We start from the raw sequence: 24,886 nt of genomic DNA on the forward strand, positions 1-24,886 counted from the left end.
GGCTGTTTCGCCTTGGGCGGCCCGGCGGCGAAACTGCATATGACCGACTTCATCTATCTCGCTTCACAGAGTCCCCGACGCAAACAGCTTCTTGAACAGTGGGGCGTTCGCTGCGAACTGCTGCTGCCCGATGCCAGCGAAGACGCCGAGTCGCTCGAAGCTGTGTTGCCGGGTGAAGCGCCGGCAGCCTACGTGCAGCGTGTCACCGGCCTGAAGCTTCAGGCTTCGCTGGCGCGTTTGAAGCGCCGAGGCCTGCCGAGCGCGCCCGTGCTCTGCGCCGACACCACCGTGGCGCTGGGCCGGCGCATCCTGGGCAAGCCGGCCGACGCGCAAGAAGCCGCAACCATGCTCGCCAGCCTGGCGGGCCAGCGCCACCGCGTGCTCACCGCCGTGGCGGTGGGCGTGCCCGGCAAACGCAACCCGCGCATCCATGGCGCCCTGTCCACTTCGTGGGTCACGTTCGAGCCGCTGACCGCCACGCAGATCGCGCGATATGTGGCCAGCGGCGAGCCCATGGGCAAGGCCGGCGCCTATGCGATCCAGGGCCGGGCCAGCCTGTGGGTGAGCCACATCAGCGGCAGCTATTCGGGCATCATGGGCTTGCCCGCGCACGAGACAGCGCAGGTGCTGCACGCCGCCGGTGTGCGGCTGATCTGAACCGCAACGTGCCACGGAGAAGGGCCCCATGAGCCAGGACATTCTGATCAATTGGTCGCCACAGGAAACGCGGGTGGCCGTGGTGGAGCAGGGGGCGGTGCAGGAGGTGCACCTGGAGCGCACGCTGGAGCGGGGTCTGGTCGGCAACATCTACCTGGGCAAGGTTTCGCGTGTGCTGCCCGGCATGCAGTCGGCCTTCATCGACATCGGTCTGGACCGCGCTGCCTTCCTGCACGTGGCCGATCTCATGCCCAACATCGCCGCCAAACACGCAGCACCGCGCGCGAACGCACCGGTGGCGGTCGAATCCGAGCCCACAGCGCCAGCGCCCGGCGCCAACGGCAAGCTGCTCACGCCCAACCCGGTGCTGCCGATCGAGCGCCAGATTTTCGAGGGCCAGGCGCTGATGGTGCAGGTGCTCAAGGACCCGATCGGCACCAAGGGCGCCCGCCTGACCGCGCAGATCAGCATCGCGGGCCGCCTGCTGGTGTTTCTGCCGCAGGACAACCACATCGGCGTCTCGCAGAAAATTCCACCGGCGCAGCGCGAAGCCTTGCGCCAGCGATTGCTGCAGTTGACGGCCACCACCGATGGCAGCGCAGCGGGTGGGTTCATCCTGCGCACCAATGCCGAAGACGCCACCGACGAGGAGCTGACAGATGACACGGCCTACTTGCGCAAGACCTGGTTGCGCATCAAGGAGGCGGCCACGCGCCAGCCTTCGGCCACGCTGCTGCACGAAGACCTGAACCTGATGCAGCGCGTGCTGCGCGATCTGGTGGGCGCCGGCACCCATTCCATCCGCATCGATTCGCGCGAGCAGCACGGCCTGCTCACCGCATTTGCCGCCGAGTTCATGCCCGACACGGTGGCCAAGCTGCAGCACTACAGCGGCGAGCGACCGATCTTTGACCTGTTCAACGTGGATGAAGACATCGTGCGCGCGCTCAGCCGGCGGGTCGATCTCAAATCGGGCGGGTATCTGGTGATCGACCAGACCGAGGCGCTGACCACGGTGGACGTGAACACCGGTGGTTTTGTGGGTGCGCGCAATTTCGACGACACCGTGTTTCGCACCAACCTGGAAGCGGCACAGGCCATCGCGCGCCAGTTGCGCCTGCGCAACCTGGGTGGCATCGTCATCGTGGATTTCATCGACATGGTGCGCGAAGACCACCGGGATTCGGTGCTCAGCGAGTTCCGCAAACAGCTCGCGCGCGACCGCGTGAAAACCATGACCGGCGGCTTCTCGCAGCTCGGTCTGGTTGAGATGACGCGCAAGCGCACACGCGAATCGTTGGCGCACATGCTCAGCGAGCCCTGCGAAGCCTGCAGCGGCAAAGGCGTGGTGAAAACCGCGCGCAGCGTGTGCTACGACATCCTGCGCGAGATCCTGCGCGAAGCCCGCGCCTTCAACCCACGCGAATTCCGCGTGGTGGCCTCGGCCAAGGTGGTGGAGCTGTTTCTGGACGAAGAGCGAGCCCACCTGGCGGGCCTGTCGGACTTCATCGGCAAGCCGATTTCGCTGCAGAGCGAGAATTCAATGACGCAAGAGCAGTACGACATCGTGTTGTTGTAGGCTCCCCGAAGCGCCTGCGGCGCCTCCCCAGGGGCAACACCTGCGGCCCGGCAAAGCCGGTTCCGCGGTGTTCCTGGATGGAACCTCTTTCTCCGACCTATACCTCGGGTCTGAAGCTCTGGGCGTGCAGCCGCGCGTACAGCCCGTCGGCCTGCAGCAGCTCCCGGTGTGTGCCTTGTTCGCTGATGCGCCCATCGGCCAGCACGACCACGCGGTCGGCGTGTTCGATGGTGGAAAGGCGGTGCGCAATCACCAGCGTTGTGCGACCCTTCATCAACCGGGCCAGTGCGTCCTGCACCAACCGCTCCGATTCGTTGTCCAGTGCCGAGGTGGCTTCGTCCAGGATCAGGATGGGCGCGTCCTTGTAGATGGCGCGTGCGATCGCCAGCCGCTGGCGCTGACCGCCCGAGAGCTCGGCGGCGTTGTGCCCCACGGTGCTGTGAATGCCTTGGGGCAGGCGTTCGATCAGCTCGCCGAGATTGGCTGACACCAGTGCCGCGCGCACGCGGCCCTCATCGATCTCGTTGCCCATGGCTCCCAGGGCCACATTGGCCGCGAGCGTGTCGTTGAGCATCACCACGTCCTGGCTCACCATGGCGTACTGGCGACGCAGGCTGGTCAGGTTCCAGTCGGTCAGCGGCACGTCGTCAAGCCGGATGTCGCCGCGCTCGAACTCCACGAAGCGCGGGAGCAGGTTGACCAGGGTGGTCTTGCCCGAGCCCGATGGCCCGACGAAGGCCACGGTCTCGCCGGGATGGATGTTCAGCGAGATGCCGCGCAGGGCCACGAGGCTGTCGTCATCGCTGCGCACCACCTGATCGTCCTTGGCGGGGTAGCGCACCCACACGTCGGTCATGGCGATGGAGCCGGTCACGCGGTCGGCCGTGTGGGCGCCGCCGGGCTGCTCAGGCGTGTTCTCGATGAGTTCAAGCCCGCGCTCCAGTGCCGCGAGACCTCGCGTGATCGGCGCGCTGATTTCCGCCAGGTGCCGGATCGGCGTGATCAGCATCAGCATCGCGGTGACGAAGGCCACGAAATTGCCCACGGTGACACCACTGCTGTTGCTTTGCCACAGCGCCACGGCGATCACGGCGGAGAGAGCGGCCGAGGCCAGCAACTGGGTGAGCGGCGTCATGGCCGCCATGGCGACGGTGGACTTGAGTGCCAGCCGGCGCAGCGCCACGCTCAACACATCGAAGCGCTCGGTCTGGCGTGCCTGGGCGCCGTGCAGCCGCACCATGCGGTGGGCCAGGGCGTTTTCTTCCACCACATAGGCGAGTTCGTCGGTGGCGGTCTGGCTGTCGCGGGTGAGCTTGTAGAGGCGGCGCGAGAGCACCCGCATGATCAGGATCAGGCCTGGAAACACGGTCAGCACGATCAGCGTGAGCTTCCAGTTCAGGTAGAACAGGTAGCCCATCAACGCGACCACCGTGAGGCTGTCCTTGGTGAGCGTGAGGAAGGCCGACACCAGCATCTGCGAGCCGGTCTGCACCTCGTAGACCAGCGTGTTGGACAGTTTGCTCGCGCTCTGGCGGGCAAACAGCGTCATCTGGGCATCGTTGAGCTTGACGAACATGGCCCGGCGCAGGTTGAGCAGGCCCAGGCTGGCGGTGTAGGACAAGGTGTACTGCGCCACAAAGCCCGCCATGCCCCGAATGCCGAACAGCCCCATGAGCGCCACCGGCACCATCCACAGGTCGATGTTGCCCTCGGCAAAGCCGCGGTCGAGCAAGGTCTTGAGCAGGGCAGGGATGAGTGGCTCGGTCAGCGCGCCGATCAGCGTGCTGACGGCCGCCAGTGCGATGCCGGTCTTGGCCGAGCGGAAATAAGGCCACAGGCGCAGCAGGCGCTGGGTCAGCGTGCCGGCCAGGGGCGGGTTGGAGCGGTTGGATGCGGTCAAAAGCGGATCGGTCCCAAAATGTGCGGGCTTGCGGAACATTCCGCACGGCGCTGAATCAGCCTTGCACCACAAGCGCCGGCCCTGCGCGCACACATCTTGTCACGGAAGGGCCGGATGCCTCCGTTATTATCGGTCGGCTGTGCAGGGCGTTTTGCCCCTGCTGCGACCTCAGGACAAGCGACACACACAGCATGCTGGATTTGACCCGACACAACGCGCTGCCCCTGATTCCGAGACGCCGCGCGCTCGGCCTGGTTTCCACACTGCCGCTGCTCGGCTGGCCCTTGGCCTCGCAGGCCCAGTTCCGGGTTGAAGTGGCGGGCGTTGGCCTCACCCAGTTTCCATTCTCTGCCGTGGGTTTCCGTGGCAACGACGTGGCCAGCGAGAACATCGCCGCCATTGTGCGAGCCGACCTCGAGCGCAGCGGGCAATTCCGTTTTGTCGAGCCCGTTGCGGGCGGACTGGACGAAACCTCCCGCCCCGATCTCGGCCCCTGGCGCGAGCGCAGGTCCGATTCCTTGCTCACCGGCAGCGTCACCAAACTGGCCGACGGCCGCTTTGACGTGCGTTTCCGCCTCTGGGACGTGGTCCGTGGTCAGGATCTCGGTGGCCTGAGCTACCCGGTGGGCGCGCAGGACCTGAGACTGGCCGCGCATCGTGTGGCCGATTTCATCTACGAGAAGATCACCGGTGAGAAGGGCGTGTTCTCAACCCGCATTGCGTACGTCACCAAATCCGCGCAGCGCCACAACCTGTGGGTGGCCGACGCCGACGGCGAAAATGCGCGCGCGGCCCTCACGAGCCCCGAACCCATCATCTCGCCGAGCTGGGCCCCGGGTGGCGCGCAACTGGCCTACGTGTCGTTCGAAGCCCGCAAACCCGTGATCTACGCGCACGATGTGGCGTCGGGCAAGCGGCGTCTGCTGGCAAACTTCAAGGGCTCCAACAGCGCACCGTCGTGGTCGCCCGATGGCCGCTCGGTGGTGGCCACGCTCTCGCTCTCCGGCGGTGCACAGGTCTACACCATGGATGCCAACGGTGGTGAGCCCCGCCGCCTCAGCCAGTCGGCCAGCATCGACACCGAGCCGGTGTTCAGCCCCGACGGCAAGACCATCTATTTCGTGAGCGACCGCGGAGGCTCGCCGCAGGTGTATCGCATGGGTGCCCAGGGCGGCGGTGCGCAACGCCTGACCTTCACCGGCAACTACAACATCTCACCGGCACCCAGCCCCGATGGCCGTTGGCTGGCTTTCGTCTCGCGAGTCAACGGTGCGTTCCGCCTGCACGTGATGGAACTCTCCAGCGGCACCGTCACGGCGCTGACCGAGTCCAATGCCGACGAGAGCCCCAGCTTCTCGCCCAACAGCCGCATGATCATTTACGCCACCCGGGAGAAGGGCCAGGAAGCCCTCATGACCACCACGGTGGACGGGCGCATCAAGACCCGTCTGGCCGGCGCGCAGGGTGACATCCGGGAACCCGAATGGGGCCCGTTCCTGCGCTGATTCACATGGGGAGCCCTCCTGCTCCCAATCGCATCCATCTTTTCAATTCCAAGGAATCTTCACATGAACAACATCCAGAACACCTCCGCCGTCCGAAACAGCTGGGCCCAGCGCGGCATTCGCCTGGTCGCCGGCCTCGGGCTGGCCGCCGTGCTGGCCGCTTGCAGCTCCGGTGTGAAGCTCGATGATGTGCCGGTTGAAGACCGCTCCGGTTCAGCGCTCGATTCCGGCGCTGCCGCGGGTGGTCAGGGTGGCGCGGTTGATCCGCGCGGCGTGTCCGGCGTGGCCGTGGGTGGCGCCGATTCGGCCCAGCCTGCAGCCGTGGCCCGCATCATTTATTTTGACTACGACAGCTTCGAGGTGAAGGCCGACTCGGCCGCCACGCTGGAAGCCAACGCACGCTACCTCAACGCCAACCGCACCCGCCGTGTGAACCTCGAAGGTCACACCGACGAGCGCGGTGGTCGTGAATACAACCTGGCGCTGGGCCAGAAGCGCGCCGAAGCCGTGCGCCGTGCACTGGGCCTGCTGGGCGTGACCGAAACACAGATGGAAGCCGTGAGCTTTGGTGAAGAGAAGCCGGCGCAAGCGGGGCTGGATGAAGCCGCTTTCGCCAAGAACCGCCGCGTTGAATTGACCTACCGTTGAACATGAAGCTCTCCACCGCAGCGCCCTGGGCGCTTTCCCTGGCGGTCCTGTGGCCCTTTCAGGCACACGCGCTGTTCGGCGACGACGAGGCCCGCAAGGCCATCATCGAGCTGCGCCAGAAGGTGGATGCCAACAAGCAGGCCACCGACGCCGCGGCCGCAGAGGCGCGGGAAGGTGATGCGGGCACGCGGCGCAGCCTGCTCGAGCTGTCCAACCAGATCGAGCAGCTGCGCGCGGAGCTGGCCCGGCTGAGGGGTCAGAACGAACAGCTGGCGCGCGAAGTCTCCGAGCTGCAACGCCAGCAAAAAGATGTGCAGTCGGGCATCGACGAACGCCTGCGCCAGGTGGAACCCCTGCGCGTCGAGTACGACGGCCAGACCTTCACGGCAGCGCCCGCCGAGAAGAACGACTTCGAGGCCGCGATGGCTCAGTTGCGCAAATCCGAATTCCAGCCCGCGTCTGCGGCCTATGCCGGCTTCCTGCAGCGGTATCCGGCCAGCGGCTACACGCCGTCGGTGCTGTACTGGTTGGGCAACGCCCAGTACGCCAGCCGCGCCTACAAGGAAGCCGTGGTCACCCACGGCCGGCTGGTGCGCGAGTTTCCTGCCCACGTGCGCACGCCCGAGGCCATGCTCGCCATGGCCAACAGCCAGATCGAACTGAAAGATCCACGCACCGCCAAGCGCACGCTGGAAGACCTCGTGAAGGTGTATCCAAACTCCGAAGCCGCGGCAGCGGCGCGCGAACGGCTGGCCCGCCTGCGCTGACGCCAGACGCGCGCTTCGGCGCGCGTTCCGTTCGTTCATGAGGGGCAGGGGCCGCCTCCTACAATGGCGGCCATGGAAATCGCCGACCTTCTCAAACTGAACGCCCTTGTGCTCTGGGCCGCCTTCGCGGTGGCCGTTGTCTTCGGGTTCATCGCCCAACGCACCCATTTCTGCACCATGGGCGCGATCAGCGACATCGTGAACATGGGCGACTGGACGCGCATGCGCATGTGGGGCATGGCGGTGGGCATTGCCATGATCGGCTTCTACGGCATGGCCTGGCTGGGCTGGATCGATCCAACCCAGAGCATCTACACCAGCAGTCGCGTGATCTGGCTCTCGGCCATGGTGGGTGGGCTCCTGTTTGGCTTCGGCATGGTGCTGGCGTCGGGCTGTGGCAGCAAGACCTTGGTGCGCATCGGCGCGGGCAGCTTGAAGTCGCTGGTGGTCTTTTTCGTCATGGGCATTGCTGCTTTTGCCACCTTGCGCGGCGTGACCGCGGTGCTGCGCGTCAACACCGTGGACAAGGTCAGTTTCGACATGGCCTCCGGGTCTGCGCTGCCGGCCTGGCTGGCCAGCGCAACGGGCATGGAGCCGGCGCTCACCGGTTTGGTCTTCGCGCTGGTGGTGGGTGGTGCCCTCGTGGTGTGGGCACTGGTGGGCCGGGACTTCCGCACCGGGAACAACCTGCTCGCCGGCATCGGGCTCGGGCTGGTGGTGATCGCGATGTGGTGGGTCAGCGGTCGACTGGGTTACGTGGCCGAACACCCCGAGACACTGGAGGCGGTCTACCTGGGCAGCAACACCGGGCGCATGGAGGCACTGACCTTCACCGCACCGATGGCGTTCACACTGGACTGGCTCATCTTTTTCAGCGATTCCTCCAAGGTGCTCACCTTCGGCATCGTCACGGTGGTGGGCATGGTCGTCGGAGCGTTCATCTGCGCCTTGCTCGAAGGCAGCTTCCGCTGGGAGGGTTTCCGTACCACGCAAGACACGGCGCTGCACATGGCCGGTGCCGTCTGCATGGGTGTGGGTGGTGTCACGGCGCTGGGCTGCACCGTGGGGCAGGGCATGTCGGGCCTGTCCACGCTCAGCCTGACGAGCATCATCGCCGTGACCGGGATCGTGCTGGGTGCCATCGGTGGCTTTCGATTCCAGATATGGTTGCTGGACCGCGAGTGACGCACGACGCCAGCGAATCCTTCGAGCGGCGCTTTGGCGGCCTGCGCCGACTCTATGGTGTCGACGGAGCTCGACGCGTTTTCGATGCGCATGTGGTGGTGGTGGGCATCGGTGGTGTCGGGTCCTGGGCGGTGGAGGCCCTGGCGCGCAGCGGCGTTCGGCGCCTCACGCTGATCGACCTGGACCATGTGTCTGAATCCAACATCAACCGGCAGATCCATGCCCTGGAGCCGACCCTCGGCCAGGCCAAGGCCGAAGCGATGCGCGAACGCATTGCGCTTTTTCACCCCGGTTGTGTGGTCGACGTGGTCGATGACTTCGTGACGCCCGACAACTGGCCCGCCTTGCTCGATGCTGTGCCGGGACTGGCAAGTTTGCCCTCGGCCGTCATCGATGCCTGTGACCAGGTGCGCGCCAAAACGACCTTGGCCGCCTGGGCAGCCGCTCACTCGGTGCCCTTCATCACGGTGGGTGCCGCTGGCGGCAAGCAGCTCGCTCATGCGGTTGATGTCGCTGATCTGGCCGAGGTCACGCACGATCCTTTGCTGGCTCAATTGCGCTACCGCTTGCGCAAGCACCACGGCGGCGCGCGCGCGGGGAGCATGGGTGTGGGCTGCGTGTTCAGTCGCGAAACCGTGGCCCCGCCTGATGCTTCGTGCAACATCGAGGGCGCTGATGGTTCGCTCAATTGCCATGGTTACGGCTCGGTGGTGAGTGTCACGGCGACCTTCGGTTTTTGTGCCGCCGGGTGGGTGCTGAACACCGTGTCGAAAGATGCGAAAGCAATCTCGACAAGGCCTTCAAAAGTCACCAAAAAAGAAGCTATAATTTGAGGCTTCGCAGGAAGCACATTGTGCAGAACGCGAAACCCTGATGGGACGTTAGCTCAGTTGGTAGAGCAGCGGACTTTTAATCCGTTTGTCGTGGGTTCGACCCCCGCACGTCCCACCAAAACATGTGAAGCCCTGATCGAAAGATCAGGGCTTTTTTGTTGCCCGCTGCATGTCATGCGGCGGGTGGCGCCTCGCTACAACTCAGCGCTTCTTGAAGAAGCCGTAGATCACCAGCAGGATGATCGCGCCGACCACCGAAGCCAGGAAACCGACCGGATCGCCCTGGCGGTACAGACCAAGTGCTGCGCCGAGATAACCGGCCAGGAACGCGCCGGCGACACCGAGGAGGGCGGTCATGATCCAGCCCATGCTGTCGTTGCCGGGCTTGATGGCGCGTGCGATGAAACCGGCGATCAGGCCGATGAAGAGGGTACCGAGGATGGACATCATTCGCGAGGCTCCTGAAGGTTGGGGTTGATACAAAAGCAATAGAACTTGCACTCTAGCTGCTTTTCACCCTCGTCCCTCGCCGAGCCTGCGGCTGTCCATCAACGGGTCAGGCGCTGACGGCCTCGATGGCTTCGGTGAGCTCCAGCCAGCGCGCTTCGAGCGCTTCGTTCTCGTCGTTCAACGCCTTGAGCTGCTTGCCGTTGTGGGCCAGGTCGGCCGGGCTGAGGGGTTGGCTCATGCTGGCTTCCAGCCGGGTTTTCTCCTGTGCGAGTTGCGCCATGCGTTTCTCGGTCTGCTCGAGCTCTTTCTTCAGCGGCTTGGCCTTCTCGGCCAGCTGCTGGCGGCGTTGGGCATCGCTGCGTTTCTGCTCGGGCGAACGGTTCGGCTCGACCGTTCTGGTCTTCTGCTCGGGCGCAGCCACGGGGGCGGCCACCGGACTGCGTTGTGCGTCGCGTTGTTCCTGGCGTTGCGCCTCGCGCGATTGTTTGGCCATGTCCAGCAGGTAGCGCTGGTAGTCGTCAAGGTCGCCGTCAAACGGCTCGATGCCGCCGCGCGAGACCAGCCAGAACTCGTCGCACACCGCGCGCAACAGGGCACGGTCGTGGCTGACCAGCATGACGGTGCCTTCGAATTCGTTCAGTGCCACCGACAAGGCCTCGCGGGTGGCGAGATCCAGGTGGTTGGTGGGCTCGTCGAGCAGCAGCAGGTTGGGGCGCTGCCAGACGATCATGCACAGCACCAGGCGGGCCTTTTCGCCGCCGCTCATGCTGCCCACGCTCTGCTTGACCTGGTCGCCGGTGAAATTGAAATTGCCGAGGAAGCTGCGAAGGTCTTGTTCGCGTGTGGGCTGGCCGCTCAGCCGGCCCTCGGCGGTGCATTCGCGAACCAGGCGGATCATGTGTTCGAGCGGTGTATCGGCCGGGCGCAGCACGTCGAGCTCTTGCTGCGCGAAGTAGCCGATGTTCAGGCCCTTGCCTTCGGTGATCTGGCCGGCCAACGGCTGCAGGTCGCGCGCGATGGTCTTGACCACGGTGGACTTGCCCTGGCCGTTGGCACCGAGGATGCCGATGCGTTGGCCCGCGAGCACCGAACGGCTGATGTTCCTGACGATGATGGTGGGCTCACTGCCTTCGTCGGGCGGTGGATAACCGAAGCTGGCGTCGCTCATGGCCAGCATCGGGTTGGGCAGGTTCTGCGGCTCGGCGAACTCGAAGGTGAAGTCGGCATCGGCCAGCACCGGTCCGATCTTCTCCATGCGCTCCAGCGCCTTCACGCGGCTTTGCGCCTGCTTGGCCTTGCTGGCCTTGGCCTTGAAGCGGTCGATGAACTTCTGCAGGTGCGCCATCTTGTCCTGCTGGCGCGAATAGGCCGACTGCTGCAGCGCCATCTGCTCGGCGCGCATGTCTTCAAAACGGCTGTAGTTGCCGCCATAGCGCGTGAGCTGCGCGGTGTGGATATGGATGGTGACGTTGGTCACCGCGTCAAGAAACTCGCGGTCGTGGCTGATGACCAGCATGGTGCCTTCGTAGCGCTTGAGCCAGGCTTCCAGCCAGACCAGTGCATCGAGGTCCAGGTGGTTGGTGGGCTCGTCGAGCAGCAGCAGCTCGCTCGGGCACATCAGCGCGCGCGCGAGTTGCAGGCGCATGCGCCAGCCGCCCGAAAAGCTGTTGACCGGGCGCTCGAGTTCGTCGGTGCGGAACCCCAGACCCAGGATGAGGGCCTGCGCGCGGGCGGGCGCGTCGTGTGCACCCGCGTCATGCAGGGCCATGTAGGCGTGCGCCATGCGCTCGCCGTCGCCGCTGTCTTCCGAGGCGGTCACTTCCTGCTGGGCGGCCAACAGTGTCACGTCGCCCTCGATCACGAACTGCGTGGCCGACTGCTCGGTCTCGGGCATGTCCTGCGCCACCTGTGCCATGCGCCACTGCGGGGGCACGTAGAAGTCGCCCTTGTCTTCGTGCAGCGTGTGGTTGAGCAGCCCGAACAGGCTGGATTTGCCTGCGCCGTTGCGCCCCACGAGACCGACTTTTTCGCCCGGGTTGATGGTGCAGGACGCGTTGTCGAGCAGGACCTTCACACCGCGGCGAAGGACAAGGTTTTTCAAAGTGATCATGGAGCGGGCGTCTGCGAGGTGGGCAGCGCCAAAAGGGAATCAAGGGTGAGCAGGAGAACCTGGTCGTCGCCGGCGCTGGTGGCGAGCCAGACGGTTTCCAGGTGGGGGAACGCGGCTTCGAAGTGCTCGCGTTCGTTGCCGATTTCCAGCACCAGCACGCCCTGGGGCTTGAGGCGTCTGGGGATGTCGCGGATCAGCTGGCGCACGAAGTCCATGCCGTCCACATTGCCGGCGGTGTTGCCATCCAGCGCCAGGGCGGGTTCGGCGCGGTATTCGGGTGGGAGCGCGGCCATGCTGCGGGCGTTCACATACGGCGGGTTGCACAGGACGAGGTCCCAGGGGCCGGGGCAGTTCTTCAGGCCGTCGGACACCACGAGCTGGATACGGTTCTGCAGCTCGTGACGCGCCACGTTGATGCGCGCGACTTCCAGTGCCTCGATCGAGATGTCGGCGCCGGTCACGCGCACGTCGGGGTAGGCCATGGCCGCGAGCACGGCCAGGCTGCCGTTGCCGGTGCACAGATCGAGCACGTCGCGCGTCTTCTCATCCAGCCAGGGGTCGATCGAGCCCTCGGCCAGCAGTTCGGCGATGAAGCTGCGCGGCACGATGGCACGCCGGTCCACGTGGAAGGGAACACCCTGCAGCCAGGCTTCGCCGGTGAGGTAGGCCGCGGGTTCGCGGGAGTCGATCCGGCGCTGGACCAGCGCCTCCACCGCGGCTTGTTGCTGCGCCGTGATGGGTTGGCGAGCCAGGGCGTCCAGATCGCTGTCCAGTGGCAGGCCAAGCTGCCACAGCACGAGCCAGGTGGCTTCGTCGCGCGCGTTGGTGGTGCCATGGCCATAAGCCAGATGGGCCGCATCCAGGCGGCGGGTGGCCGCGGCCAGCAATTCTTTCAGTTTCACGGGGCGCTCAGTCTGGAGTGCCGGCGAGGCGGGACAGGTTGTCCAGCGTGCGGCGGTAAATATTTTTGAGCGGTTCGATGTCGGCCAGGGCCACGTGCTCGTCGATCTTGTGGATGGTGGCGTTGGGTGGTCCGAGTTCGATCACCTGCGGGCACACCTGGGCGATGAACCGCCCGTCGCTGGTGCCGCCCGTGGTGGAGAGTTCGGTTTCCAGGCCGGTCTCGCTGCGGATGGCGTCGCGCACCGCGGCCACCAGCGTGCCCGGTGGGGTGAGAAAGGGCCGCCCGCCCAGCGTCCAGGCCAGGTCGTAGCCGTCTGCGGCCTGAAGACCGTGGCGCGCCAGCAGTTCGACCACGCGCTGTTGCAGGCCTTCTGGCGTGGACTCGGTGGAAAAGCGGAAGTTGAAGTCGATCACTACCGTGCCGGGGATCACGTTGCTCGCGCCGGTGCCGCCGTGGATGTTGCTGATCTGCCAGCTGGTGGGCGGGAAAAACGCGTTGCCCTCGTCCCAACTGGTGGCAGCCAACTCGGCCAGCGCGGGGGCGGCGAGATGGATCGGGTTTTTCGCCAGGTGCGGGTAGGCGATGTGGCCCTGGATGCCCTTGACGGTGAGCTTGCCGCTCAGGGTGCCACGGCGGCCGTTCTTGATCATGTCGCCGGTGCGTTCCACCGAGGTGGGTTCGCCCACGATGCACCAGTCCAGCCGCTCGCCGCGTTGCTTCAATTGCTCGCACACCACCACCGTGCCATCCAGCGCCGGGCCTTCCTCGTCGCTGGTGAGCAGGAAGGCGATGTCAATGGCTGGCCGGGGGTGGTCGGCCACGAACTCTTCGCAGGCCACCACCATGGCTGCCAGCGAGGTTTTCATGTCGCTGGCGCCTCGGCCGTAGAGCTTGCCGTCGCGGTGCGTCGGAGCGAACGGATCGCTGCTCCACGCGGTGGTGGGCCCGGTGGGCACCACGTCGGTGTGGCCGGCAAAGATCAGCGTGGGCTGCTGGCCGGTGCCCAGCCGGGCCCACAGGTTGGTCACCCGGAAATCGTCGGGGCCGCTTTCGATCGTCTCGCACACGAAGCCCAGCGCCGAGAGGCGCTGCGCAATGACCGACTGGCAGCCCTCATCGCGCGGCGTGACGGAGGCGCGGGCGATGAGCTGTTCGGTCAGGCGCAGGGTATCGGTCATCGGGTCAATACTTCACGTCGAGCGTGAACTCGGTGAAGGTGGCGTTTTCGGTGGTGTCTTCGTCGCTCGCGTTGGCCGCATCGTTCGACTTGCTCGCGTGGAAGTCGTTCTGCAAACGCCACAACAGGTTGTTGGGCGAGTCGGCCTGTGCCAGGCCTTCGTTGCGCGTGACCAGACCATCGTTGATGAGGCGAGCCAGGTCCTGCTCGAAACTTTGCGAACCATCGGCCAGCGACTTCTCCATGGCTTCGCGCACGCCGGAGAAATCGGCCTTCTGGATCAGGTCGGCGATCAAGGAGGTGTTGAGCAGCACCTCCATGGCCGGCACGCGGCTGCCGGTGTGGGTGCGCAGCAGCCGCTGCGACACGATGGCGCGCAGGGCGGCTGCCAGGTCACCCAGCATGGTGGGGCGCACCTCGACCGGGTAGAAGCTCAGGATGCGGTTGAGGGCCTGGTAGCTGTTGTTGGCGTGCAGCGTGGCCAGGCACAGGTGACCCGACTGGGCGTAAGCGATCGCGGCCGACATGGTCTCGCGGTCGCGGATTTCACCGATCAGGATCACGTCGGGCGCCTGGCGCAACGCGTTCTTCAGCGCGATCTGCAACGAGGCGGTGTCGGGCCCGATCTCGCGCTGGTTCACCACCGACTTCTTGTTGCGGTAGACGTATTCGATCGGGTCTTCGATGGTGAGCACGTGACCGCTGGCGCATTCGTTGCGGTGATCGATCATGGCCGCCAGCGTGGTGCTCTTGCCGGCGCCGGTGGCACCCACCATGAGCACCAGGCCGCGTTTTTCCATCACCAGATCGGCCAGCACGGGCGCCACATTCAGCGAATCGAGCGCCGGAATGTCGCCCGGGATGTAGCGGATCACCACGGCCACCTGGCCGCGCTGGCGAAACGCGCTGATGCGGAAATTGCCCAGCGCTTCCAAGGGCACCGCCATGTTGAGTTCGCCGGTCTCCTGCAGCTCTTCCATGCGGGTGGACGGCACGATTTCCGAGAGCAGGTTGCGCGGGGCCTCGGGCGGCAGCACCTGGCTGTTGATCGGGATGGTCTGGCCGTTGATCTTGATCATGGCCGGCGCATGCGCCGTCAGGTACACGTCCGAGGCCTTCTTCTCGGCCATCAGGCGCAGGATGCGCTCCATTGTTCCGCTGCTCATGTCGTGCCTTTCCCTTGGAGTTCCAAAAACCGGAGATTCAGTCTCTGAGGAGGTCGTTCAAGCTGGTCTTGGAGCGCGTTTGCGCATCGACCGTCTTGACGATGATGGCTGCGTAGGTGCTGTACTCCTTGCCCGCTGCCGTTTTCTTGGGCAGGCTGCCGCTGATCACCACGCTGCCGCTCGGCACGCGGCCAAACAACACCTCGCCGGTGTCGCGGTTGAAGATGGGCGTGCTCTGGCCGAGGTAGACGCCCATACCCAGCACGGAGTTCTCCTCGACGACGACGCCTTCGACCACCTCGGAGCGCGCGCCGATGAAGCAGTTGTCTTCGATGATGGTGGGGCCGGCCTGCAACGGCTCCAGCACCCCGCCGATGCCGACACCGCCCGAGAGGTGCACGTTCTTGCCGATCTGGGCACAGGAGCCGACCGTGGCCCAGGTGTCGACCATGGTGTTTTCGTCGACGTAGGCGCCGATGTTGACGTAACTGGGCATGAGGATGGCGCCCTTGGCAATGTAGCTGCCGCGGCGCGCCACGGCAGGCGGCACCACGCGCACGCCGCTGGCCTTCATCTCGGATTCGCTCAGGTGGGAAAACTTGGTCTTGACCTTGTCGAAGAAGCCCAGATCACCCGCGCGCATGATCTCGTTGTCCTTCAGGCGGAACGACAGCAGCACCGCCTTCTTGATCCACTGGTGCACCGTCCACTGGCCCACGGCCTCGCGCGTGGCCACGCGCAGGCGGCCCTTGTTGAGCTCGGCGATCACGTGCTCCACCGCATCCAGCACTTCCTTGGGTGCAGAGGCTGGTGAGAGTTCGGCGCGGTTGTCCCAGGCGTTGTCGATCAGGGTTTGCAGTTGTTGTGTCATGAGGCAGGTCAGAGGAGGGAATAGAAAAGGGAAGTCAGGCGTGCCCGGCCATGAAGGACCTGATGCGTTGCGCTGCCTCCAGGCATTCGGCGGGTTCGGCCACCAGGGCCATGCGCACGCGGCCCGTGCCCGGGTTGGATCCGGCGAAGGTGCGGGCCAAGTAGCTGCCGGGCAGAACCGTCACATTGTATTGAGCCAGCAGGGCGCGGGCGAAGGCTTCGTCGGCGCTCAAGCCCGCGCTGGAATCGGCAAAAGACGCCGGCACGCCGGCCCACAGGTAGAAGGAGGCATCGGGCAGGGCCACATCCAGCACCTCGGACAGCAGGGGGGTGACCTGGGCGAATTTCTCGCGGTACTGGCGCCGGTTGTCCACCACATGGGCTTCGTCTGCCCAGGCGGCCTTGCTGGCCGCCTGCACCACCGGGCTCATGGCGCCGCCGTGGTAGGTGCGGTAGAGCAGGAAAGGCTTGACGAGCGCTGCGTCACCAGCCACAAAACCGCTGCGCAGGCCCGGCACGTTGCTGCGCTTGGACAGGCTGGTGAAGCTCATCAGGTTGCGGAAATCGGTGCGACCGAGTGCTTGCGCCGCCTCCAGCCCACCCAGCGGCGGCTCGTCGCGGAAGTAGATCTCGCTGTAGCACTCGTCGGAAGCGATCACGAAACCGTGCCGGTCGCTCAGTTCGAACAGCTTGCGCCATTCCTCCAGCGGCATCACCGCGCCGGCCGGGTTGCCCGGCGAGCACACAAACAGCAATTGGGTACGGGCCCAGACCTCGGCCGGCACCGCGTCCCAGTCGGCCGCGAAGTTGCGCGCCGGGTCGCTGGCCACATAGAACGGCTCGGCGCCACCCAGCAGGGCCGCGCCCTCGTAGATTTGGTAGAACGGGTTGGGAAACACCACCGTGGCGCCCGGGCGGGTCGGGTCGATCACGGTCTGGGCGAAGGCGAACAGGGCTTCTCGCGAGCCGTTGACCGGCAACACCTGGGTGGCCGGGTTCAACGCCACGCCATAGCGCCGCTGCACCCAGGCCGCGCAGGCTTCGCGCAGGGCGGGCTCGCCAGCGGTGGCGGGGTAGCTGGAAAGGCCTGTGTCCAGCGCCGCGGCCAGGGCCTGTTTCAGGAAATCGGGGGCGGCGTGTCTGGGCTCGCCAATGCCCAGGCTGATGGGGCGCAGGGCCGGGTTGGGGGTGATGTCGGCAAACAGCCGACGCAGACGTTCGAAGGGGTAGGGCTGCAGGCGGGACAGGAGCGGGTTCATCCCCCGATTATCCGTTTGCCCCGCATACCCCCGCCCCCAGGGGGCGTTCACCGCTTTGGTGATCACCACCCCGGGCCGCTCCGCAGGGGCAGCGGGGTATCATTTCGCTCGCGTCGTCGGCCTCGGGCGGGCGTTTCTCATCCAGTCAGTCATCGGGCAGCGCCGTGCGTCTCAACTCCATCAAGCTCTCCGGCTTCAAGTCCTTCGCCGAACCGACCAACTTCATGCTGCCGGGCCAGCTCGTCGGTGTGGTCGGCCCCAATGGCTGCGGCAAGTCCAACATCATGGACGCGGTGCGCTGGGTGCTGGGCGAGTCCAAGGCTTCCGAACTGCGTGGCGAGTCCATGCAGGACGTGATCTTCAACGGCACCAACACGCGCAAGCCGGCCAGCCGCTCCAGCGTGGAGCTGGTGTTCGACAACAGCGACCACCGCGCGGGCGGCCAGTGGGGCCAGTTCGGCGAGATCGCGGTCAAGCGCGTGCTCACGCGCGATGGCACCAGCAGCTACTACATCAACAACCAGCCGGTGCGCCGGCGCGACGTGCAGGACGTGTTTCTGGGCACCGGCCTGGGCCCGCGCGCCTACGCCATCATTGGCCAGGGCACCATCAGCCGCATCATCGAGAGCAAGCCCGAAGAACTTCGCCTGTTCCTCGAGGAAGCCGCCGGCGTCTCCAAATACAAGGAACGCCGCCGCGAGACCGCGCACCGCCTGGCCGACACGCGCGAGAACCTCACGCGGGTCGAAGACATCCTGCGCGAGCTCAACGCCAACCTCGACAAGCTGGAGAAGCAGGCCGAGGTGGCCGCGAAGTACAACAACCTGCAGGCTGGCGTCACGCTCAAGCAGCACCAGCTCTGGTTCATGAAACGCAGCGAGGCCGAGGCCGATCAAGTCAAGGTCAAGACCGACGCGGCCCAGGCGATCAACGATCTGGAATCGCGCACCGCCGATTTGCGCCGCATCGAAAGTGAGCTGGAAACCATCCGCCAGGCCCACTACGCCGCGGGCGACCAGGTGAACCAGGCTCAGGGCAAGCTCTACGAAGCGAGTGCCGAGGTCGGCAAGCTCGAAGCCGAGATCCGCTTTGTGGTCGAGGGGCGCACCCGCGTGGAGCAGCGCCTGGTGCAGCTCAAGGAGCAGATCGCTTCATGGACCACGCGCAGCGAAGACGCGGCGGTGGAGCTGGAGCAACTGGCCGAATCCATGGTGCAGGCCGAAGACCAGTCGGTGGTGCTGGCCGCTCAGGGCGAAGAACAATCGGGCGCCTTGCCCGCGCTCGAAGACAGCCTGCGCCAGGCCCAGGCCCGCGCCAACGAGCAGCGCGCCAGCGTCACGCAGGTGCAGCAGCAGATCCAGGTGCTGGCGGCCGAGCAGCGCAACATCGAAGAACAGAGCCGCTCGTTCAACCAGCGCCGCGAGCGCCTGACGGCCGACCGCAATGCGCTGGCCGCGCCCGACGAGGCTCGACTGCTGAGTGCGCAGACCCAGCTCGCCAGCGCGCAGGAAACCGCTGAGCTCAACGATGCGGTGCTGCACGAACTGCAGGACAGCGTGCCCCAGCTCGACGACGCGCGCCGCACCGCGCAGCAGGCCGTCAACCAGGAATCGGCCCGGCAGGCCGACCTCTCGGCCCGCATGGAAGCGCTCAAGGCGCTGCAGGACAAGGTCAAGACCGACGGCAAATTGAAACCCTGGCTGGCCAAGCATGGGCTCGATGGCCTGCAGGGCCTGTGGAGCCGCATCCACATCGAGACCGGCTGGGAAAACGCACTGGAAGCCGCGCTGCGCGAGCGCCTGGGTGCGCTTGAGGTTTCACGCCTGGACATGGTGCGGGCTTTCGGCAACGACGCACCACCGGCCAAGCTGGCGTTCTACAACCCGCCAGTGGGCGGCGCTGCGGCCACCAGCACCACCGGCCTCAAGCCCCTGGCGGCCTGGCTGCGCCTGAACGACGCTGGCCAGCAGGCCCTGTTGGCTGAGTGGCTGCACGGCTGCCTGACCGCGCCCAGCCTGGAAGACGCCATGGCGCAGCGCGCCCAGTTGCAGGCCGGCGAGGTGATCTTCGTGGCCAGTGGCCATGCGGTGACGGCGCACAGCGTGAGCTTCTACGCGCCCGACAGCGAACAGGCCGGTCTGCTGGCGCGCGCGCAGGAAATCGAGAACATCGACAAGCAGCTCAAGGCGCAGGTGCTCATCAACGAACAGGCGCGCTCAAGCCTGATCCGCGCCGAAGCGGCCTACACCGACGCCTCGCAGCGCCTGGTGAGCGCGCGGCGCGAGGCCGCCGAGTCGCGCAGCCGCGCGCACGAGCTGCAGGTGGAGGCCCTGCGCCTGACGCAACTGGCCGAACAGACCCGCGCGCGCAGCGAGCAGATCGCCTCCGACCTGGCCGAGGTGGACGCGCAACTGGACGAATTGCAGGAGCGCCGCGTGACCGCCGAGGCGCGATTTGAAGAACTCGACATGCAACTGGCCGACAGCCAGGAGCGCCACGCGCAACTGGACGACACGGTGATCGCGGCCGAGCGCTCGCTCAATCAGGCCCGCGAGCAACAGCGATCGCTGGAGCGCACCGCGCAGGAAGCCACATTCGCCCTGCGCAGCCTGCAGGCGCGCCAGGCCGAGCTGCAGCGCTCGCTGGAGACGGCCGCCACGCAGGAAAAGTCGCTGGCCGACGAGCAGCAGCGCGCCGCCGAAGAGCTGGGGCGCCTCAACGACGCCGCCGCACAGGCCGGCCTGCAGAACGCGCTGGCCATGAAGCTCGAACGCGAGCAGGCGCTGGGCGCACTGCGCAGCCAGTACGACGACCTCACCGCCAAGCTGCGCGCCAGCGACGAGCGCCGGCTGCAACTGGAGCGGGAACTCGATCCGCTGCGCAACCGCATCACCGAATTCCAGCTGAAGGAACAGGCCGCGCGCCTGGGCGTGGAGCAGTACAGCCAGATGCTCGAAGAAGCCCAGGCCGATCTGGCCGCCGTGGCGCAAAGCATCACCGAGAACAACGTGCGCCTGCCCGGCATGCAGGGCGAGATCGACCGCTTGCACCGCGAGATCCAGGCCCTCGGCGCGGTCAACCTCGCCGCGCTGGACGAACTCACCGCCGCGCGCGAGCGCAAAACCTTCCTTGATGCGCAGACGGCCGATCTGGTCGAGGCCATGAACACGCTGGAAGACGCGATCAAGAAGATCGACAACGAAACGCGCGAGCTGCTGGGCAGCACGTTCGAAACCGTCAACACACACTTCGGCAAGATGTTCCCCGAGCTCTTCGGCGGCGGCAACGCGCGCCTGGTGATGACTGGCGAGGAGATCCTGGACGCCGGTGTGCAGGTGATGGCGCAACCACCAGGCAAGAAGAACCAGACCATCCACCTGCTCTCGGGTGGCGAGAAGGCGCTCACCGCCATCGCGCTCGTGTTCGCCATCTTCCAGCTCAACCCCGCGCCGTTCTGTCTGCTCGACGAGGTGGACGCGCCGCTGGACGACGCCAACACCGAACGCTACGCCAAGCTGGTCACCCACATGTCCAAAGAGACGCAGTTCCTGTTCATCAGCCACAACAAGATCGCCATGGAAATGGCCGAGCAGCTGATCGGCGTGACCATGCAGGAGCAGGGCGTCTCCCGCATCGTGGCGGTGGACATGGAATCGGCCGCCGGCATGCTCGAACCCACCTGAACACAATCACCATGAGCACTCTGCAAATCGGACTGGCCATCATTGGAGGGCTCGTGCTCGCGGGCGTGGTGGCCTACAACGCCTGGATCACGCGCAACAGCGTGCCGCGCCTGGCGCGCGAGCGCTCGGCCCACTCCCCGGGCGACTCCGCGGAAGACGAAACGGTGCCGTATTCGCCCGAAGACCTGACCGGTCACGAGGTCCAGCGCATCGATCCGGTGCTAGGCGACATGCCCGGTGCCACGCTGCAACCCGATCCGGCAGCGATTGCCGTGGCCGCTGCTGCGGTCAGTGTGAACCCGCTGCTCCACCAGCCGGAAAAACGTCCCGGCCTGGACGCCTTGATCGACGTGATCACACCGCTGGTGCTCGATCACCAGGTCTCCGGCGATGCGCTGCTGGCCGCGCTGCCCGGCACCCGCCGCGTGGGCAGCAAGCCGTTTGCGGTGGAAGGGCTTTGCGATGCGAGCGGCGAATGGGAAACCCCGCGCCTGGGGCAGCGTTACCGCGCACTGCAGGCGGGCGTACAACTGGCCAACCGGGCCGGGGCACTCAACGACATCGAGTTTTCCGAGTTCGTGGTGAAGGCGCAGGCCTTTGCCGACGCGGTGGGCGCTGCCCCCGAGTTTCCCGACATGCGCGCTGAAGTGGCACGCGGGCGCGAGCTCGACGCCTTCGCCAGCGGGCACGATGCGCAGCTCGGCTTCACACTGCGCGCGCGCCGCGCCGCCTGGAGCCCGGGTTACGTGGCGCAGCACGCTTCCAAGCTGGGCTTCGTGGCCGGCGCCTTGCCCGGGCGCATGGTGCTCTCGGGCAGCGAGAGCGGGCAGGCACCCGTGTTGAGCCTGGTGTTCGATCCGCAAGCGGCCATGGCCGACGATCCGGAGCAAAGCGCACTGCGCGAGGTGGCACTGTCGCTGGAAGTCACGCACGTGCCGCGCAGCGAGCAGCCCTTCGTGCGCATGCGCCAGGCGGCCAAGGCCCTGGCCGAGGCCATGGATGGCGTGGTGACCGACGACGCAGGCCAGCCCTTGTCCACCGACACCATGGACCGCATCGGTGCCGACCTGGAAAGCCTGTACGACGCGCTCGACAGCCGCGACCTGTCGGCCGGCTCCGCGCAGGCCCGGCGCCTGTTTTCTTGACCTGACTGTCATGACACCCGATCTTTTCGCTGCGGGGCCGGGCCCCGCCGAGCGAGCCGCCGAGTTGCGCGCTCAGCTGCACCACCACGCTCACCGCTACTACACACTCGACGAGCCGGAGATCCCCGACGCCGAGTACGACCGTTTGTTCCAGGAGCTTCAAGCCATTGAAGCCGCGCACCCTGAATTGCTCACGCCCGACTCGCCGACCCAGCGCGTGGGTGGCCGCGTGCTCGACGAGCTGGTGGCCGTGCGTCACCGCTTGCCCATGCTCTCGATCAACACCGAGACCGACACCGAGCCCAGCGGCGCGCGCAACTTCGACACCCGCGTGCGTCGGGCCCTGGGCCTCGCCGAGGCCGATCCGCCGGTGGAATACGTGGCCGAACTGAAGTTCGATGGTCTTGCCATGAGCCTGCGCTATGAAGCCGGGTTGCTGGTGCTGGCCGCCACACGCGGTGACGGCGAGGTGGGTGAGGACGTGACGAACAACATACGCACCATTCGCAACATTCCACTGCGCCTGCCCGTCGATGCGCCGCCCGTGCTCGAAGTGCGCGGCGAGGTCTACATGCGCCGCGCCGATTTCGAAGCGCTCAACGACCGGCAGCGCGCGAAGATCGCTGCTGGGGCCAAGGGTGAGAAGACCTTCGTCAACCCGCGCAACGCCGCCGCCGGTGCGGTGCGCCAGCACGACTCGTCCATCGCGGCTCGGCGGCCGCTGAGCTTCTTTGCCTATGGCCTGGGCGAGATCACAACACCCGAGCAGGGTGGGCCTGTTTTTGAAACCCACTACGACATGCTCATGCAGCTCAAGACCTGGGGTTTCCCCGTCGCCGAGCAGACCACGCTGTGCAGTGGCGCCGACGCGCTGGTCGCCTTCCACCAGCGCATCGGCAGCAGCCGCGACCAGTTGCCCTACGACATCGATGGCGTGGTCTACAAGGTCAACGCTCTCGCGCTGCAAAGGCGGCTCGGATTCGTCACCCGCGAGCCCCGCTGGGCCGTGGCCCACAAGTACCCCGCACAGGAACAACTCACGACCGTGCTGGCCATCGATGTGCAGGTGGGCCGCACCGGCAAGCTCACGCCGGTGGCCAAACTCGCGCCGGTGTTCGTGGGCGGTGTGACGGTGACCAACGCGACGCTGCACAACGAGGACGAGGCGCGCCGCAAGGACGTGCGTGTGGGCGACACGGTGATCGTGCGCCGTGCCGGTGACGTGATCCCCGAGGTCGTGTCGGTGTTGCTGGACAAGCGCGTGGGCAACCCCGAGCCGTTCAGCCTGCCGCGCCAGTGCCCCGTGTGCGGCAGCGACGCCGTGCGCGAAGAAGGCGAGGTGGACTACCGGTGCTCAGGCGGTCTGTTCTGCGGCGCGCAGCGCAAGCAGGCCCTGCTGCATTTCGCTCAGCGCCGCGCGGTGGAGATCGAGGGCCTGGGCGACAAGCTGGTGGAGCAGCTGGTGGACGCCGGCGTGGTGAAGATACTGCCCGATCTGTACCGCCTGGGCCTCGCGTCCTTGCTGGCGCTGGACCGCATGGCCGAGAAGTCGGCGCAGAACATCCTGGCTGCGCTGGAGAAATCCAAGCGCACCACCTTGCCGCGCTTCCTGTTTGGCCTGGGCATCCGCCACGTCGGCGACGCCACGGCGAAGGAGTTGGCGCGCCATTTCGGTCAACTGGACCGCATCATGGACGCGAGCGTGGAAGCCCTGTCGGAAGTCAACGACGTCGGCCCGGTGGTGGCGCAGAGCATCCGCACCTTCTTCGACCAGCCCCACAACCGCGAGGTGGTGGAGCAGCTGCGCGCCTGTGGTGTGAGTTGGGAAGAAGGCGAACCCGCCGAGCGCGCGCCCCAGCCTCTTGCTGGCAAGACCTTCGTGCTCACCGGCACCTTTCCCACGCTCAAGCGCGAAGACGCCAAGGCCATGCTCGAAGCCGCCGGCGCCAAGGTGGCGGGCTCGGTGAGCAAGAAGACCGACTACGTGGTGGCCGGCACCGAGGCCGGCAGCAAGCTGGACAAGGCGAACGAACTGGGTGTGGCGGTGATCGACGAGGCCGGCATGCTGGCACTGCTGACCTCCTGAAGACATGCTCACTTGAACTTGTAGTGATCCCGGTTGAGCACCGCCGCGATGGCGGTGACTTCTTCGGGAAAGAGTTGCAGGTTCAGTTGCGTGCTGCAGTTCTCCACCATGCCGCGCAGCAGACCGGCGTTGTTGATGCGGCCTTGCGGGCGGTAGATCGCGCTGCCGTCTCCGCCGACCTTGCTGATGTGGCACTGGGCGCACTTGTTCTCGGCGATGAGTTTTTCGCCCAAGGCGAGATCGGCCCCTTTGAAAATATCGGCGCCCTGGGCCTGGGCGAGCAAGGGCAGTGACAACGCACATGCCATCAGGAAGGGCTTCATGAGGTCTCCTCGGGTATTCACGCGAAGGGCCGTGATCAGCGAAACTTACTCCAACCCCGACGCTTGTCCAACACATGACCATTCACACCATTCTGAAAATGGGCGATCCGCGCCTGCTGCGCCACGCCCAGCCCGTCATCCACTTCGACACGCCCGAACTGCATCAACTGGTGACCGACCTGCAGGACACCATGGTGGCGGCCAACGGCGCTGGTCTGGCTGCGCCGCAGATCGGCGTGGACCTGCAGGTGGTCATGTTCGGCAGCGGCGCACCCAACCCGCGTTACCCCGAAGCGCCCGTGGTGCCACGCACCGTGCTGGTGAACCCGGTCATCACCCCCTTGGGTGACGAGGAGGAAGAGGGCTGGGAAGGCTGTCTGTCGGTGCCGGGCTTGCGGGGCGTGGTGCCGCGCTGGCGGCGCATCCGCTACCAGGGCTTCGACGAGTGGGGACGGGCCATCGACCGCGAGGCCGAGGGCTTTCATGCGCGGGTGGTGCAGCACGAGTGCGACCACCTCTGGGGCACGCTCTACCCGATGCGGGTGCGCGACTTCACCCGTTTCGGCTTCACCGACGTGCTCTTTCCGGGCCTGGACGCCGGTGATGACGATTGAAACAATTCGTCGCGTGATTGAAATG

Annotated in this window: 20 protein-coding genes and 1 tRNA gene; 12 read left to right on the forward strand and 9 right to left on the reverse strand. The window is 66.2% G+C overall.

Annotated elements, in window-relative coordinates:
• Positions 1 to 39 precede the first annotated feature (39 nt).
• Both V6M63_RS02005 and V6M63_RS02010 read left to right on the forward strand, forming a co-directional pair.
• The gene (locus V6M63_RS02005) at positions 40 to 657 is read left to right on the forward strand and encodes a Maf family protein (RefSeq protein ID WP_332738936.1); all 618 of its coding nucleotides are present in this window, start codon (positions 40 to 42) and stop codon (positions 655 to 657) included.
• Positions 658 to 685: 28 nt separating this feature from the next.
• On the forward strand, positions 686 to 2,236 hold the full coding sequence (locus tag V6M63_RS02010) for an Rne/Rng family ribonuclease (RefSeq protein WP_332738938.1): 1,551 nt from the start codon (positions 686 to 688) through the stop codon (positions 2,234 to 2,236).
• A gap of 97 nt (positions 2,237 to 2,333) precedes the next feature.
• Here the strand turns inward: V6M63_RS02010 and msbA are convergent, their stop codons facing one another.
• Entirely contained in the window at positions 2,334 to 4,175 is a 1,842-nt protein-coding gene (gene msbA / locus V6M63_RS02015) for a lipid A export permease/ATP-binding protein MsbA (RefSeq protein ID WP_442909519.1), read from the reverse strand.
• A 152-nt stretch (positions 4,176 to 4,327) separates the two neighbouring features.
• On the opposite strand from msbA, the gene tolB reads away from it, so the two are divergent.
• The 6 genes from tolB (at position 4,328) to V6M63_RS02045 (ending at position 9,192) form a co-directional block, all read left to right on the forward strand.
• Positions 4,328 to 5,641, forward strand: a complete 1,314-nt coding sequence (gene tolB, locus V6M63_RS02020) for a Tol-Pal system beta propeller repeat protein TolB (protein ID WP_332738942.1) — start codon at positions 4,328 to 4,330, stop codon at positions 5,639 to 5,641.
• 63 nt (positions 5,642 to 5,704) lie between these two features.
• Positions 5,705 to 6,289 carry a peptidoglycan-associated lipoprotein Pal gene (pal, locus tag V6M63_RS02025; protein ID WP_332738944.1) on the forward strand — a complete coding sequence of 195 codons (585 nt, stop codon included), beginning with the start codon at positions 5,705 to 5,707 and terminating at the stop codon, positions 6,287 to 6,289.
• Positions 6,290 to 6,291: 2 nt separating this feature from the next.
• Positions 6,292 to 7,056: a tol-pal system protein YbgF gene (gene ybgF, locus V6M63_RS02030; RefSeq protein ID WP_332738946.1), complete on the forward strand. Its 765-nt coding sequence runs from the start codon at positions 6,292 to 6,294 to the stop codon at positions 7,054 to 7,056.
• 72 nt (positions 7,057 to 7,128) lie between these two features.
• A complete protein-coding gene (locus V6M63_RS02035) occupies positions 7,129 to 8,241 on the forward strand; it encodes a YeeE/YedE family protein (protein ID WP_332738948.1) in 1,113 nt (370 codons plus the stop codon).
• Complete coding sequence (locus V6M63_RS02040; RefSeq protein ID WP_442909520.1) at positions 8,220 to 9,074, forward strand: tRNA threonylcarbamoyladenosine dehydratase; 855 nt, start codon at positions 8,220 to 8,222, stop codon at positions 9,072 to 9,074. Before V6M63_RS02035 ends, V6M63_RS02040 begins: the two co-directional genes overlap by 22 nt.
• 42 nt (positions 9,075 to 9,116) lie before the next feature.
• Positions 9,117 to 9,192: transfer RNA gene (locus V6M63_RS02045), tRNA-Lys, on the forward strand.
• Between the two features lie 83 nt (positions 9,193 to 9,275).
• Here V6M63_RS02045 and V6M63_RS02050 read toward each other — a convergent pair.
• The 7 genes from V6M63_RS02050 to dapC form a co-directional block, all read right to left on the reverse strand.
• Positions 9,276 to 9,524, reverse strand: a complete 249-nt coding sequence (locus tag V6M63_RS02050; RefSeq protein WP_056265966.1) for a GlsB/YeaQ/YmgE family stress response membrane protein — start codon at positions 9,522 to 9,524, stop codon at positions 9,276 to 9,278.
• 106 nt (positions 9,525 to 9,630) lie between these two features.
• On the reverse strand, positions 9,631 to 11,634 hold the full coding sequence (locus tag V6M63_RS02055; protein ID WP_332738954.1) for an ATP-binding cassette domain-containing protein: 2,004 nt from the start codon (positions 11,632 to 11,634) through the stop codon (positions 9,631 to 9,633).
• Complete coding sequence (gene prmB / locus V6M63_RS02060; protein WP_332738955.1) at positions 11,631 to 12,536, reverse strand: 50S ribosomal protein L3 N(5)-glutamine methyltransferase; 906 nt, start codon at positions 12,534 to 12,536, stop codon at positions 11,631 to 11,633. The genes V6M63_RS02055 and prmB overlap by 4 nt, the downstream gene beginning before the upstream one ends.
• Positions 12,537 to 12,543: 7 nt before the next feature.
• The gene (gene dapE, locus V6M63_RS02065) at positions 12,544 to 13,716 is read right to left on the reverse strand and encodes a succinyl-diaminopimelate desuccinylase (RefSeq protein ID WP_332738956.1); all 1,173 of its coding nucleotides are present in this window, start codon (positions 13,714 to 13,716) and stop codon (positions 12,544 to 12,546) included.
• Between the two features lie 4 nt (positions 13,717 to 13,720).
• Positions 13,721 to 14,881 (reverse strand): PilT/PilU family type 4a pilus ATPase, encoded by a 1,161-nt coding sequence (locus V6M63_RS02070; RefSeq protein WP_332738957.1) that lies wholly within the window; start codon positions 14,879 to 14,881, stop codon positions 13,721 to 13,723.
• 37 nt (positions 14,882 to 14,918) lie between these two features.
• On the reverse strand, positions 14,919 to 15,752 hold the full coding sequence (gene dapD / locus V6M63_RS02075) for a 2,3,4,5-tetrahydropyridine-2,6-dicarboxylate N-succinyltransferase (RefSeq protein WP_332738958.1): 834 nt from the start codon (positions 15,750 to 15,752) through the stop codon (positions 14,919 to 14,921).
• A gap of 34 nt (positions 15,753 to 15,786) precedes the next feature.
• Positions 15,787 to 17,010 (reverse strand): succinyldiaminopimelate transaminase, encoded by a 1,224-nt coding sequence (gene dapC / locus V6M63_RS02080; RefSeq protein WP_332738959.1) that lies wholly within the window; start codon positions 17,008 to 17,010, stop codon positions 15,787 to 15,789.
• A gap of 164 nt (positions 17,011 to 17,174) precedes the next feature.
• Here dapC and smc point away from each other — a divergent pair, with 164 nt between their 5' ends.
• From smc to ligA, 3 genes are read left to right on the forward strand one after another with little or no spacing between them, the layout of a single operon-like run.
• Positions 17,175 to 20,693 carry a chromosome segregation protein SMC gene (gene smc / locus V6M63_RS02085; RefSeq protein ID WP_332738960.1) on the forward strand — a complete coding sequence of 1,173 codons (3,519 nt, stop codon included), beginning with the start codon at positions 17,175 to 17,177 and terminating at the stop codon, positions 20,691 to 20,693.
• Between the two features lie 11 nt (positions 20,694 to 20,704).
• A complete protein-coding gene (locus V6M63_RS02090; RefSeq protein ID WP_332738961.1) occupies positions 20,705 to 21,838 on the forward strand; it encodes a cell division protein ZipA C-terminal FtsZ-binding domain-containing protein in 1,134 nt (377 codons plus the stop codon).
• A gap of 10 nt (positions 21,839 to 21,848) precedes the next feature.
• On the forward strand, positions 21,849 to 23,924 hold the full coding sequence (gene ligA, locus V6M63_RS02095) for an NAD-dependent DNA ligase LigA (RefSeq protein WP_332738962.1): 2,076 nt from the start codon (positions 21,849 to 21,851) through the stop codon (positions 23,922 to 23,924).
• Between the two features lie 8 nt (positions 23,925 to 23,932).
• Here the strand turns inward: ligA and V6M63_RS02100 are convergent, their stop codons facing one another.
• The gene (locus V6M63_RS02100) at positions 23,933 to 24,247 is read right to left on the reverse strand and encodes a hypothetical protein (protein ID WP_332738963.1); all 315 of its coding nucleotides are present in this window, start codon (positions 24,245 to 24,247) and stop codon (positions 23,933 to 23,935) included.
• A gap of 74 nt (positions 24,248 to 24,321) precedes the next feature.
• Between V6M63_RS02100 and def the strand changes: the two genes are divergently transcribed.
• Positions 24,322 to 24,861 (forward strand): peptide deformylase, encoded by a 540-nt coding sequence (gene def, locus V6M63_RS02105; protein ID WP_332738964.1) that lies wholly within the window; start codon positions 24,322 to 24,324, stop codon positions 24,859 to 24,861.
• Positions 24,862 to 24,886: the final 25 nt, after the last annotated feature.

The organism is Hydrogenophaga sp., from assembly GCF_036675665.1.
Lineage (GTDB): Bacteria > Pseudomonadota > Gammaproteobacteria > Burkholderiales > Burkholderiaceae_C > Hydrogenophaga.